General features: G+C 62.8%; 11 protein-coding genes. All 11 read left to right on the top strand.

Annotated features, from left to right (window positions below; all coding sequences use genetic code 11):
* Window positions 1–651: penicillin-binding transpeptidase domain-containing protein (locus ACT8II_RS08285; RefSeq protein WP_443813745.1), on the top strand; the 651-nt coding region annotated here is incomplete at its 5' end.
* A gap of 88 nt (window positions 652–739) precedes the next feature.
* Window positions 740–2,188 carry a UDP-N-acetylmuramoyl-tripeptide--D-alanyl-D-alanine ligase gene (locus ACT8II_RS08280; RefSeq protein WP_118654164.1) on the top strand — a complete coding sequence of 483 codons (1,449 nt, stop codon included), beginning with the start codon at window positions 740–742 and terminating at the stop codon, window positions 2,186–2,188.
* A complete protein-coding gene (mraY, locus tag ACT8II_RS08275; RefSeq protein ID WP_118654163.1) occupies window positions 2,178–3,209 on the top strand; it encodes a phospho-N-acetylmuramoyl-pentapeptide-transferase in 1,032 nt (343 codons plus the stop codon). The genes ACT8II_RS08280 and mraY overlap by 11 nt, the downstream gene beginning before the upstream one ends.
* A gap of 9 nt (window positions 3,210–3,218) precedes the next feature.
* The gene (gene murD / locus ACT8II_RS08270; RefSeq protein WP_118654162.1) at window positions 3,219–4,616 is read left to right on the top strand and encodes a UDP-N-acetylmuramoyl-L-alanine--D-glutamate ligase; all 1,398 of its coding nucleotides are present in this window, start codon (window positions 3,219–3,221) and stop codon (window positions 4,614–4,616) included.
* Window positions 4,617–4,622: 6 nt separating this feature from the next.
* Window positions 4,623–6,326, top strand: coding sequence for a putative lipid II flippase FtsW (gene ftsW, locus ACT8II_RS08265; protein ID WP_443813742.1), 1,704 nt, complete (start codon window positions 4,623–4,625; stop codon window positions 6,324–6,326).
* Window positions 6,316–7,446 carry an undecaprenyldiphospho-muramoylpentapeptide beta-N-acetylglucosaminyltransferase gene (gene murG, locus ACT8II_RS08260; protein ID WP_443813740.1) on the top strand — a complete coding sequence of 377 codons (1,131 nt, stop codon included), beginning with the start codon at window positions 6,316–6,318 and terminating at the stop codon, window positions 7,444–7,446. The genes ftsW and murG overlap by 11 nt, the downstream gene beginning before the upstream one ends.
* 253 nt (window positions 7,447–7,699) lie before the next feature.
* Window positions 7,700–9,124 (top strand): UDP-N-acetylmuramate--L-alanine ligase, encoded by a 1,425-nt coding sequence (murC, locus tag ACT8II_RS08255; RefSeq protein WP_294159289.1) that lies wholly within the window; start codon window positions 7,700–7,702, stop codon window positions 9,122–9,124.
* A gap of 3 nt (window positions 9,125–9,127) precedes the next feature.
* Window positions 9,128–10,039 carry a UDP-N-acetylmuramate dehydrogenase gene (gene murB / locus ACT8II_RS08250; RefSeq protein WP_118654158.1) on the top strand — a complete coding sequence of 304 codons (912 nt, stop codon included), beginning with the start codon at window positions 9,128–9,130 and terminating at the stop codon, window positions 10,037–10,039.
* Complete coding sequence (locus tag ACT8II_RS08245; RefSeq protein ID WP_118654157.1) at window positions 9,996–11,378, top strand: cell division protein FtsQ/DivIB; 1,383 nt, start codon at window positions 9,996–9,998, stop codon at window positions 11,376–11,378. The genes murB and ACT8II_RS08245 overlap by 44 nt, the downstream gene beginning before the upstream one ends.
* Before the next feature lie 260 nt (window positions 11,379–11,638).
* Window positions 11,639–12,766 (top strand): cell division protein FtsZ, encoded by a 1,128-nt coding sequence (ftsZ, locus tag ACT8II_RS08240; RefSeq protein ID WP_118654156.1) that lies wholly within the window; start codon window positions 11,639–11,641, stop codon window positions 12,764–12,766.
* Between the two features lie 238 nt (window positions 12,767–13,004).
* Window positions 13,005–13,572 (top strand): polyphenol oxidase family protein (locus ACT8II_RS08235; RefSeq protein WP_443813750.1); only part of this gene is annotated, 568 nt, incomplete at its 3' end.

Below are 13,572 nucleotides of genomic sequence, written 5' to 3'. Positions count from 1 at the left end.
ATGCGGCGCTCCTCGAATACAGGGTTCGTCTTGGTGGGCGAGAAGATCGGTGCGGACGACTTCGACCAGTACGTCATCAAGGACTTCGGGTTCGGCACCTCGACGGGCATTGATTTTCCGGGCGAATCGCTTGGCATCATCAAGGGTCGATCCGAGTATGATGGCGCGACCCTGGGTTCGATGTCGTTTGGTCAGGCGCTTGCCGTCGAGCCGGTGCAGATGGTGCGCGCCATGAGCGCGATTGCGAACAAGGGCGTCATGACGACCCCTCATTTCCTCAAGACACGTGCCGGGCAAGAGGTCGATTGGACCGATGGCGAGCAGCAGGTGCTGAGTGCTGAGACCGCCGCCGCCGTTGCGGATATGATGCGAACGGTCGTCGATGAAGGTACCGGCACCGGAGCGCAGGTCTCCGGTTACGAAATCTCGGGAAAGACGGGAACCGCGGAGCGCGCCGTGGAGGGCACATCTGGCTATCAAGAGGGAAACTACATGTCTTCCTTCATGGGTTTCGCGTCCACCACTGATGCGCGCGCGATGTGCTACATCACGCTTTACGGCACGGCTGCCGGCTCCGATGCGGCGACTCCGGTGTTCAAGACGATCATGGAGACGGCGTTGCCGGCGTTGGGCATCAAGCCCACGCGATAGGGTTCACACAGCCTGCACCACATCGAAGGGCGGGCGGGGTACCATATCACGTTGCAAGGAACGCGATCAGGAAGGGTTACCACTTAATATGGTTGAGATCGCAGTCAAGTACCTCGAGAGCACCACGGGCGCGCGCCGCGTCGCGGGTGATCCCGATCGCGTATGCCGCGGCGTCGTCATCGACTCCCGCGAAGTCGGGCCGGACGCCATCTTCGTCGCGTTCCCCGGCGAGCGCGTCGATGGAAACGATTTCGCCGCCGCCGCTATTGAGAAGGGCGCCGCCGCCGTCGTGATGACGCGGGAGCCCGACCAGACTCTCGTCGACGCCGCCCACGCGCGCAATTGCTCGTTGTTGACCTGCGACGACCCCACCGAGTTCCTCTTGCGCCTCGCCCAGGGCTACCGCGCACGCCTGCACTGCACCGTGATCGGTGTGACGGGCTCCATCGGCAAGACCACCACCAAGGACGTATTGGCCGCCTGTCTGGCAAAGCGCTTCCGCGTTCACGCCACCGCGGGCAACTACAACAACCTTATCGGCTTGCCGTTGACCATCCTGTCCGCCCCCGCCGACACGCAGATGCTCGTCCTCGAGATGGGTATGAACGATTTCGGCGAGATCGCTCGCCTCACCGCGTGTGCCCAACCGACCTTTGCCATCATCACCAAGGTGGGCACCTCGCATATCGGCATGCTCGGGAGCCGCGAGGGGATCGCCCGCGCCAAGGCCGAGATTCTTCAGGGCATGCCTCCGAGTGCCGAGAACTTCGAGGGGCACCATTCCGCCCTCGTGCTGCACGGCGAGGATGATTTCACCCCGCTCATCATCGAGAAGTATGCGCGGCCTCGCGGCATCGATGTGGTGCTTGCGGGCACCTCGACCGATGATGACGTCTATGCGACCCATGTAGAGCTTGATGAGACGGGGTGTCCGCACTTCGACATCACGTTCGAGGATGGCTTGAGCTTCAAGACGCACCTGTCCATTCCGGGTGCCCAGTCGGTGCCCAACGCGCTGTTCGCCGCGACCGTTGCGCACCGTCTCGGCGTTCCGGGTTTCGAGATCGACGAGGCGTTTTCCTCGCTTGCACTGACTGGCCGCCGCGCGCAGGTCCGCCATGCGACCTGCGGTGCCCGCGTTATCGACGATTCGTACAACGCCAGCCCCGAATCCATGGCAGCCGGCCTCAACTTGCTCGAGAGTCTTCCGTGCTCCGGCACGCGTATCGCCATCTTGGGCGAGATGGGCGAGATGGGCGAGGAGGCTCCGCGTCTCCATGCGCTCACCGGTGCCTATGCCGCCGCGAAGCGTCCCGGCCTGCTCATCTGCGTGGGCGGTGAGCTTGCCGAGGAGATGGCCACTGCCGCGCGTCTCATGGGTCTCGACGAGGGCGACGTGCACGTCGTTCCGTCGTGCGACGTGCTTATCAAGCGCTTCGCCGGGGTGATCGGCGAACGCGACCTCGTGTTGGTGAAGGGTTCGCGTTTCGTCGGACTCGACCGATTTGTGGAAGAGGTGTGCGCCGATGCTCGGTAACCCCGCGTATCCCACGTACCAAGTCTTTTTGGCCATTTTCATCTCGGCGGTGATCGCCGGGCTGATCATGCCGCTGTGGATCCGTTTCCTTAAAAAGGACGGCATCGGTCAGCAGATCCGCGCGGACGGCCCGCAGTCCCACCTGGTGAAGGCGGGAACTCCCACCATGGGCGGTGTGATCATCTTGCTTGCCGTGGTGCTCACCTGCTTCATCATGGCTAAGCCCACCATCGACCTCATGCTCGCCGTGGGCGCGATGCTCGCCACCGGCGCACTTGGGCTCTTCGACGATGTGACCAAGGTCGTGCAGAAACGCTCCCTTGGCCTCACGCCCGCGGGCAAGATGATCGGTCTTACGCTGATCGTCTGCGTCTTCTTCGTCATCGCGGTGAACTACTGCGATGTGGCCCCGGTGATACGCTTTCCCGGCGGTTTTTCCATCGACTTGGGAATCCTCACCACGACGCTGACCATCTCCGGGATGACGATCGATATTCCGTGGCTGTACCTTGTGTTCGTGTTCTTGCTGCTTGCGGGCATGTCCAACGCCGTCAACCTCACCGACGGCCTCGACGGCCTGGCGGGCGGTACGGTCATGATCTCCATGATCGTGATGGCCGCCGTGTGCTTTGTGTGCCACGACGCCAACCTCGCCATATTCTGCGCGGCATGCGCTGGCGGCTGCATCGGCTTTTTGTGGTTCAACGCCTATCCCGCGCAGATCTTCATGGGTGACACGGGCTCCCTCGCCCTGGGTGGTGCTTTGGCCGCCGTCGCCGTGCTTACCAACACCGAGGTCGTCTCCCTTGTCGTGGGCGGCTTGTTCATCACCGAGACGCTTTCGGTGATGATTCAGGTTGCGAGTTTCAAGGCTACCGGCAAGCGCGTGTTCCTCATGGCGCCCATACACCATCATTTCGAGAAGAAGGGCTGGGCGGAGACCAAGGTGGTCATCCGGTTCTGGATCGTCTCCGCGGCGTTCGGAGCCCTTGGCCTTGCACTCTTCTTCCAGCTGGGTTAGGAAGTTCATATGCCGTTGCCGCAACGTTTCAGCCTTCTCGTCCTCGGGCAGGGAGGGTCCGGTCTCGAAGTCGTCTCATGGGCCGTCGATCACTTGGGCGAGCGTGTCAGCTCGGTCACAACGTACGGGGGCGCGAGTTCGGAACCCTCAGATCGCACGCGTGCGCTTGAGGCGCGAGGCGCCCGGTTCGTCTATGGGACCGAGGTTGTCGAAGGCACATACGATATTTGCGTGGCGAGTCCGGGTATCTCCGAGTTTTCCGAGTTTTTCCGCAATGCCGGGGCGGTGAGTGGCGAGATCATGGGTGAGCCTGAGTTCGCGTGGCGCCTATCGCCCGAACGCTGGTGCGCCATCACCGGTACCAACGGGAAGACGACGGTGACGTCGCTCACCAACGAGCTCCTGCGCGCATCGGGCCTGCCGAGCGTCGCGGTGGGCAATATCGGCAACGTCTGCATCCACGATGTCGATCGCCGCGTTGAGGGGGAGTGGTTCGTCGCCGAGCTTTCGAGCTATCAGATCGCCACGACGAGCGAGCTGCATCCGCGTGTCGCCGTTCTGCTCAATATCACGCCCGACCATCTGGGTTGGCACAAGACGCATGAGAATTACGCTCTGGCGAAGATCGGCTTGTTCCGCAATATGGACGAGAGCGATATCGCCATCGTCAACGTGGAGGACGAGGGCATTGCGGCCTTTGCCGACCGCGTGTATGTGCCGGGACGCCGCGTGCTCAAGCTCTCGCTTTCCGATGCCGGTGGCCCGGATGCCGCGTTCGTGCGTGACGGGCATCTTGTTGTGCGCCTGCACGGCGAGGAAACCGCCCTCGTGCGCGTGGACGAGCTCAATATCGCAGGCGCCCATAACACGTTGAACGCTCTCGCCGCGTCCACGGCGGCACTCGCCTGCGGGGCGAACGCGGAGGGTATCCGTGCCGGCTTGGTCGCGTTTCAGCCGCTGCCTCATCGTATTGAGCCCGTCGGTGAGGTTGCCGGCGTGACTTATATCAACGACTCCAAGGCGACGAACACCGACGCGGTCGAAAAGGCCCTCACTGCCTTTCCCAACGATCGCGTGATCTTGTTACTGGGCGGTGCCGATAAGGGTACTCCGCTCGATGAGTTCATGTCCGTCGTGGTGGAGCACGCCACTGCCGTCGTGTGCTTCGGAGCCGCCCGCGAGCGATTCCGCGCCGCCTTGGCCGAGGCTCCCGCTTCCACCGAGATCGATATCGCCGAGGCCGATGACTTGCGCGATGCCGTGGACGTTGCCCGCTCCCTCGCGCAGCGCGGCGACGTCGTGTTGCTGTCGCCTGCGTGTGCGTCATTTGACGAGTTTTCCGGCTTCGAGGAACGCGGCGATGCGTTCCGATCTTACGTGGCGGAGCTTTCCGCCCTCGAGGGGTAACGCACCGTGGATGAGCCCAACGTCGTCTCCGGCGTGGCCGACGATGCCAAAAAAGACAAAAGGCCGTTTGGCGCGTTCCGTCGCACGCGCGATGAGCGCTCGGTAACTTCGGGCGGTTCGAGCGCGTCTCAGGCGCGTCCCGGCAAGAGATCTCGCCGTGGTGCCACGGCGACCAGTCATTCCGAGTTGGGGGAGAAGCTGATCGCCGGCGTTCCCGCGCGGATTATGCGTCCCCGCCTCGTGTTCATCTCGTGCCTGATCGCGATCTGCGCCTTCGGGTTGCTGATGGTGTACTCTGCATCGTCTGTCGAAGCCCTCAAGGAGGAGGGAAGCTCCTGGCACTACGTCTTTCGCCAGGCCATCTTTATGGTCATCGGGTTCAGTGCGTTCGCGGTTATCGGCACGCGCAAGATCATTCCCTGGCAGGCGTTTCGCACTCGTTTCGTGACGAGCGTGTGGTGGGCAGTCGTCGCGCTGCTCGTCATTGTGTTGGCGGTCGGTGCCGGTGGCGAGACGTGGGGCGCCTCTCGTTGGATTCCACTGGGCTTCTTCAACTTGCAGCCCGCCGAGCTCGCCAAGCCCGCGGTCATCGTCTACGCGGCAAACATCCTCGCCGCGTATTACGACGATGGCACCCTCGACACCTCGTCGTTCTTGTTTTACCTGCTGCTTTGCGTGGGTGTGCCCGCGGTGCTCATCTTTGCCGAGCCCGACCTGGGAACCACGATCATCATTGTGGCGACGGTCTTTGCCATGGCCTACATCTGCGGCATTTCATACCGCCTGATCGCCGGCGCATTCGTGCTGATGGTCTTGGCGGGTATCATTCTGGCCGTCGCATCGCCCTACCGTTTCGCCCGCCTCCTCGTCTTCCTCGACCCGTGGAGCGACCCGTACGGCGACGGCTTCCAGGCGACGGTCGCCATCATGGCATTCGCCTCGGGCGGTCCGTTCGGTCGCGGCATCGGTAACGCGACCATGAAATATTACTATCTGCCCGAAGCCCACACCGACTATATCCTTGCGATTATTGGTGAGGAACTCGGTTTTGTTGGCATGGCCATCTTCGTCGCCGTGTTCCTTGCCATGATCGCCGCGGGGTTCTACATCGCGCGCCGCTCGCCGACCCTCCATGGCCAGTTGGTCGCTGCGGGCTGTTCGTTTGTCTTGCTCATCCAGTTCATCATCAACTCGTTTGGCATCTTGGGCCTTTTGCCGATGACGGGTAAACCGCTTCCGTTCGTCAGCTACGGCGGTTCTTCGGTGCTCACGTCGCTCATACTTGCGGGATTCATCTTCCGCGTCTCGGTCGAAAGCAACGTCCAAACCTCTGCCGACCGCCGTCGCGCAAGCTTCCATGTTATGGCTGCGGGTAACGTGGAGGAGGATTCCGGTGTGGGCGATCCTATGCCGCGCGGTCGTGGCGGATTGCGCGTATACGAAGGGGGCGCCCCATCTTTGCCCGATCGTCCGCGCGGTCCGCGTCCGCGTGGCGCGCGGAATGTCCGCGCATCGGAGCGGATGCCGCGCCCAGGTGGGTATCAGCGCGTGGATTTGGGCGGCGGTGCCTCCGAACGACTCCGTTCGCGTGACGCACGGCCTCGGGTGGATTATGGTGGTATCGCAGGCAACCCTCGCCCGCGCCGTTCCGGTGAGTCTGGTCGCGGTGATGGTAGAGGGCGAACGGGGAGGAGCCGTTATGACCGATAGCAGGCATTTGGTGGTCGCCATCGCCGCAGGTGGCACCGCAGGCCATGTGAATCCCGCCTTGGCACTCGCGGATGAATTGCGCTCCCGTGGGCACGAGGTTCACTTTTTTGGCGAGACGCGTCGTTTGGAGGGCTCACTTGTGCCCCAGGCGGGCTTCCCGTTCCACCCCGTTCACGTGACAGGCTTCGATCGACAGCGTCCGTGGACGCTCGTCACGGCCCTTATGCATCTAGCGCGTGAGGAGCACCGCTTGGTGGGCGAGTTTCAGTCTGGCTCCCTGCCCATGCCGGATGTTGCGATCGGTTTTGGGGCATATCTCGAGTTGCCGCTCGTGCGCGCCGCGGCTAAGCTCGGCATTCCCGTTGCCCTGCACGAGCAGAACTCCGTTCCCGGTCTTGCCAACAAGCGCTCCGCCAAGCTCGCGCGGCTCATCGCAACCGGTCAGCCGAGCGTGGGGGACATCCTTCGCGAGCATGCCGGCTCTGCCACGCGCATCGTGTTCACCGGCAATCCTGTACGCCGCAGCGTGCTTGACGGCGACCGCGCACGTGGCCGCGCCGCTCTTGGAATCGATGAAGACGCGACGGTGTTGTTGGTCTTTGGCGGGTCCCTGGGAGCCAAGCACCTCAATGAGCGGCTCGCGGAACTCAAGGGCGCACTGCTCGCGATCGAGGGCCTGCATGTGGTTCAGTCGACGGGCAAGGGTGGCTACGATGACGCCGTCGCGGCCCTCGATCTGAGTGGCGACGAGGGCGCACGCTGGCAGGTCCGATCCTATATCGACGACATGGGCGATGTCCTCGCCGCCGCCGACCTTGTCTTGTCCCGCGCCGGCGCATCCTCAGTGGCCGAGATCGCCGCCCTCGCGGTGCCCTCTATCCTCGTTCCGTACCCCTTTGCCACGGCCGACCATCAAACCACCAACGCCCGCTTGCTTTCCGACGCCGGTGCCGCTGTGGTCTTTGCGGATGCGGACATCGATGGCGATTCTTTCCGCGAAGAGCTGCTCACCTTGTTGCACGACCCCGCCCGCCGCTCCGCGATGCATGACGCCGCCTGCGGCCTAGCCCAAGACAAAGCCGCCCAAGTCCTAGCCGACGAGCTAGAAGCCCTCGTGTAAGGGGGCCCATCGACAGAGTCCCCGCAGCCCCTCTCCTGCGGACATCGTCCCGCGCGCAGTTCGCGAAGCGCTGTTTGAGCACGGGATGATGTCCGCAGGGGAGGGGCGATGGGATCCGAGGCAATGGATGTGCCCGCCGCGAAGCGCTGTTTGAGCACGGGATGATATGCCGTGGGGCGGGGCGATGGGACCCGAGGCAATGCGAATGGCGTATACTAGATTAGTTTACGTATGCGATCATGCGAGGAGAGTCATGTCGACCATTGCAGTTCCCGAGGCGACGACCGCCCCGACGTTCAAGAGCGCTCACTTTATCGGCGTCGGCGGTGCCGGCATGAGCGGCATTGCCTTGGTTCTCCATGAGCGTGGTTTCACCGTCACGGGTTCCGACCTCAAGACCTCCCGCTATGTCCGTCAGCTCACGCGCTCTGGCGTCAACGTCCATGTGGGGCATAAAGCCGCCACGATCGATGAGGTCAAGCCCGATGTCGTGGTGGTTTCCACGGCGATCCCCGAGACTAATCCGGAGCTCATGCGCGCGCGTGAGCTCGGTATTCCCGTTTGGCACCGCGCCAAGATGCTTTCTGCCCTCGGGTATGGCCGCACGACGGTCGCCGCTGCTGGTACGCACGGCAAGACGACGACCTCTTCTATGGTTGCGACTATGCTCGACCGCATGGGGCTCGACCCGAGCTTTTTGATCGGCGGTGTCGTTGAGGGCTATGGAACCAACGGCAAGAACGGCGATGGGGAGTACTTCGTCGTCGAGGCGGATGAGTCGGACAGCTCCTTCCTCTACCTCGATCCTCATGTTGTCATCGTGACCAACGTCGAGGCCGACCACATGGACCACTATGGCTCGCTCGCCGAGATCGAAGACACGTTCTGCGCGTTTATGCGTTTGGTGGACGAGGACGGCGCGGTCATCGTCTGTGGTGAGGATCCGCGCCTCGTCGAGCTCGCCCGTTCGACTGGTCGTTCGGTGTTCACCTATGGTGAAGGCGAGGGTTTCGACGTCGTCTGCACGCCGCGGGCTTCCAGCCATACCTTCGGTACCGATTTTACGGTCGCTCTTCCCGATGGGGCTGTTCGCTCCGTCTCCATTAAAAACAATCCCGGTCGTCATAACATGCTGAACGCCACTGCCGCCCTTGTTGCGGCCTATGTGCTCGGCCTCGATACACAGGAGGCCGCGACGGCCCTCTCCACGTTCGAGGGTGCCCGCCGCCGTTTCTCGCACGTGGGTGAGACCCGCGGCGTCATGCTCGTGGATGACTACGGCCATCACCCGACCGAAGTGAAGGCGACGCTTCATGCTGCCAAGTCTTTGGACTTCCAGCACGTTATCGTCGTGTTCCAGCCGCACCGCTATTCGCGTCTCCAGGCGCTGTGCGACGACTTCGTCGACGCGTTTGCAGATGCGGATACCGTTGTGCTCGTAGATGTCTTCCCGGCGGGCGAGATGCCCATCCCCGGCGTGACGAGCAAGATGCTCGCTGATAAGATTCGCGCCGCCCACCCCGACAAACAGGTGCGCTACGCGTCCGACCATCAGTCCCTCATGGCCTGTTTGGATGAGGTCGCGCAGGCGGGCGATCTGCTCATCACCATGGGTGCGGGCGACGTCACCGCCGTCGGACCCGATTATCTCGAGTATGTCGCGAGCAAGGATCAATAGTCGATGGGTGTGTTCAACGCCGTCATGTCGCTCTCGGGCACGATCGACACGGACATTATCGAGCAGGAGAAGCTCGCCCGTCACACGAGCTATCGCATTGGCGGCAAGGCCGATCTGTTCGTGACCTGCCATAGCTATCATTCCCTGCGCCGCACCATCGAGGTACTCGCCCGCGAGCGGGTGCCATGGGTCATTATCGGAAAGGGCTCCAACCTGCTCGTCGCCGATGAGGGTTATCGTGGGGCGGTCATCACGCTCGGCAGCGAATTCTCCCGCTTCGTGCTGGGTGAGGATGGTCGAACCATCACCGTCGGTGCCGGTGCCATCCTCGCGCGCCTGGTGAACGAAGCCCTTTCCAAGGAGCTCGCGGGCCTTGAGTTCGCGGTGGGCATTCCGGGAACCGTGGGAGGCGCGATTTCCATGAACGCCGGCTCGCGAACCGAGTGGATTGGAACGCTTGTTCAAGATGTCATGACGTATAAGCCGGGCGAGGGGATGCGTCATTACGGGCACGACGACATCGCCTGGGGGTATCGCGAGTGCGGAATTCCGCGCGATGAGATCATCCTCGAGGTGACACTTGAACTCATGCCGGGCTTGAAAGATGAGATTCGCGCTCGCATGGAGCGCGCCCTAACGCGCCGCCGTCGTACGCAGCCGCTCGGCGTCCCGTCCTGCGGCTCGGTGTTTCGCAACCCCCCCGATCGCGCCGTGGGCGCCATGATCGAGGAATGCGGATTAAAGGGTTTTTCTCAGGGCGGGGCGGAAGTCTCGTCCGTTCACGCTAACTTTATCGTGAACAAGGGAACCGCTTCCGCGGCAGATGTCTCCGCGGTCATACGGCACGTGCACAAGACGGTAAGGGAGAGGTATGGCGTCGAGCTACAACCAGAAGTCAAATTCCTCGGCTTCTAGGGCTCCCAAGCCTACCTATCGTCGTGCCGCGGCAGCAAAGAAGACCCCGGCTTCCAGGAAGCCGTCGTCGGCTCCTCAACCCGCTCCCGTCTCGAGGGCGTCGGCGAAGTCCAAGCCCGTCTCTGCGCGTTCGCAGATTGCCCGGCCTGCGTCTGCCATGGGCGTCTCGAAGGCAAAGCGCCCTGTCCCCACCAAGCGTGGCGTGGTTCCCGGCAAGAGCGCCAAGGCCTCTGCCCGGCAAAGGCAATTGCCCCACGGCACGCGCCCCGTCGCTTCTCCCGCGGCGGTTCGAGCTGCCGAGAAAAAAACTTCCACCGCTCATGTTTCGTCTTTGACATCCGGCAAGAAGACGGCCGCAAAGATCGTCGTGCCCGGGGTCAAGCGCGCGAGTATGCCCGCTGCTGGTAAGCCCAGCTCGAAAAAAACGGGTGTCGTCCGCGTCCTGCGTCCCCTCATGGGGGCCTTCGCGGCAATCGGGGGCTTTTTTACCGCGCTCGCTTCAAAACTCAACATCCGCAAACCGAGTCGAGGCGTGCTCATCGCTGGCGTGGGCGGACTTGCCGCCGTGGCACTTGCCGTCGTCGTCATTGCGAACTCTGCGCTCTTTGAGGCCTCCGATATTCAAGTGCGGGGTAGCGATCACGTTGAGCAACAGACGGTGCAGGCTCTTGTCGATATTCCCGAGGGGACGACCCTGCTCAACGTCGACGAGAAGGCTATTCTCGAGCAGCTCCAGGCGAGCCCGTGGATCAAGGGCGTTCAGATTGAACGCTCCTGGCCGCATGCGCTCGTCATCACGCCTGTGGAACGCCAACTGAAGGCCATCGCGTATATCACCGCGGACGAGATCGCCTGGGCGATCGGCGATGACGGTACTTGGATTGCTCCCGTGACCCTTCTGGTCGCCGTCGATGCGGAGGGCAACGAAGTGGAGGTGGGCGAAGATGGGTCTGTGCCCGTGGGTGCCACCCTGCTGTCCTCCCAGGAGGCCGCGTTGAGGGTCGCACAAGATTCCGGCGCCCTTCTTTTGACCGATGTGCCCAGCGATATCTCCCCCAAAAGCGGCGAGCCGGTGAATTCGGACGTGGTTTTGGCGGGACTTGAATACGCAAACGGCTTTTCCTCGGAGTTCGTGGCGCAGATCAAGAGTTTGTCGGTCTCGTCGGTGGAGGCAATTTCGGCATATCTGATCTCCGGCGTTGAGGTCTCGCTCGGCGCGCCGGACAATATCACCGAGAAAGAGCGCGTGGTCACCAAGCTGCTGTCCCAAGAGACGGGTGTGTCGTTCATCAACGTCCGTGAGCCTGGCGCCTACACGTTCCGTAGCGCTCCACAATAGGCTGCCGATGAGGGTTGACTGGTAATGCTCACGAGGTCTGGCGCGTTTCTGACGCGCGCCATTTTTGCGCTCGCCGAACGGTCTTTGGGAATACCAGCGGAAATGCCGTATACTTCACAATATGCGCAGGTCGGTTTGACTTGAGAGCCTACTTTGTGCAAACATAGCACGGTTTACCTTGACTTTTAATCTCTAGTTGAGGGTTAACGTCGTGACGTTTCGCCTAAGGGCTAGCAACATAGCGTTCGAAAGGACCGCACATGCACGAGAACGAGATCAACAACTACCTTGCTGTCATCAAGGTCGTCGGCGTGGGCGGTGGCGGCACGAACGCCGTGAACCGCATGATCGAGGAGGGCATCCGCGGCGTTGAGTTCGTCGCCATCAACACGGACGCTCAGGCCCTGGCCATTTCCGATGCCGACATCAAGGTTCACATCGGCACCGACATCACCCGCGGTCTAGGCGCGGGCGCCAACCCCGAGGTCGGTCGTAAGGCCGCCGAGGAGAGTCGTGACGACATCGCCGAGGCGCTTGCCGGAGCCGACATGGTCTTCATCACCTGCGGTGAGGGTGGTGGCACCGGTACGGGCGCTGCCCCCATCGTGGCCGACATCGCGATGAACGACGTGGGCGCCCTGACCGTCGCCGTCGTGACCAAGCCCTTCACCTTTGAGGGCCGCAAGCGCAAGAATTCCGCCGAGGAGGGCATCAAGACCCTCGCCGAATCCGTCGACACCATGATCGTCATCCCGAACGACCGCCTGCTCGACATCGCCGAGAAGAAGACCACCATGCTCGAGGCCTTCACCACGGCCGACGGCGTCCTGTCCCAGGGCACCCAGGGAATCACCGACCTCATCACCGTCCCCGGCGTCATCAACCTCGACTTCGCCGACGTCAAGACCATCATGAAGCAGGCCGGCACCGCCATGATGGGCATCGGCGTCGCCTCCGGCGACACCCGCGCCGTCGATGCCGCGCAGCAGGCGATCTCCAGCCCGCTGCTCGAGAGCTCCGTCGACGGCGCGACGCGCGTCCTGCTCTCCATCGCCGGCTCCAAGGACCTCGGCATCCAGGAGATCAACGACGCGGCCGACCTCGTCGCCAACGCCGTCGACCCGGATGCCAACATCATCTTCGGTACCGTTGTGGACGAGTCCCTGGGCGATCAGGTTCGCATCACGGTAATCGCCACTGGCTTCTCTGATTCCAACGTGAACCGCCAGGACGAGCTCTTCGCTGCTTCCAAGGCTCCCCGTTCCGAGCGTTCCTCTGAGCCTGCCGCTGCTCCTGCGGCAACGCGCAACATCGGCGGCACTGAGCTTCCGAATTTCGGCAACGATCAGTTCGAGCTTCCCGACTTCCTCAAGCGCGGCAACTTCTAATTCGTCCACGTGACTTGTCGGAGGGGTCCGGCACTTGCCACGCAAACGTCCTCGTCGTCGAGCTTTGCTCAACGGCTGCGGAATGTTTGCTTAGGCAAGTGCCGGACCCCTCCTTGCGTTAACGTGGTAGAGAATTTGAAGGTGCCGAAAGCTCGGAGGCTTCGCGGCTCTCACGCGTAAGGTGGGGCGGCGGGGCGGCTTGCTGGAACTTGTGTTTGACGAGATGGGGGATATCGCTATGGAACGCGTTGTGGTTGATGGGGTGGCGCTTGTCGGTGGGTGCGACGGCGGGGTGCGATTCGGCTTCACGGAGCGCACGGGCGGCGTGTCCGAGGCTCCGTACACCTCGCTGAACCTCGGGTCCCACGTGGGAGACGATCTCGAAGCCGTTCTGGAGAACCGGCGGCGCGCGCTTCATGCGCTGTGTAAAGCCGCGCCTTTCGGCGGCCGCCCGGGCGCGTGGGCGGCCGAGGGCTTTGACGGTCTGCTCGACCGTCTCCTTGTTCCCAACCAAGTCCACGGCGACCATGTCGCCGTGGTGCGCGATTCGGACCCCACCTCCCTGGCTTCTGTGCGGACCGAAATCGCCGCGGGCGCCGATGCGATCGTCTGCGTGGCCCCCGGTACGCCGGTGATGCTCTGTTTTGCCGATTGCGTGCCGGTCGTCCTTACGGCTCCATCCGGATTCGCCGTGATCCACTCCGGCTGGAAGGGGACGATCGCGCGCATCGCCGCCAAGGCGTCCCGTGCTCTCGCGGACGAGGCCGTCTGCGCGCCCGAGGACATACGGGCCTATATCGGGCCGC

Origin of the sequence: Collinsella sp. (assembly GCF_052346665.1) — a bacterium.
Taxonomy (GTDB): Bacteria; Actinomycetota; Coriobacteriia; order Coriobacteriales; family Coriobacteriaceae; genus Collinsella.
Note: the sequence above shows the minus strand (reverse complement) of the source record. Positions and strands in the feature narration are given on the sequence as shown.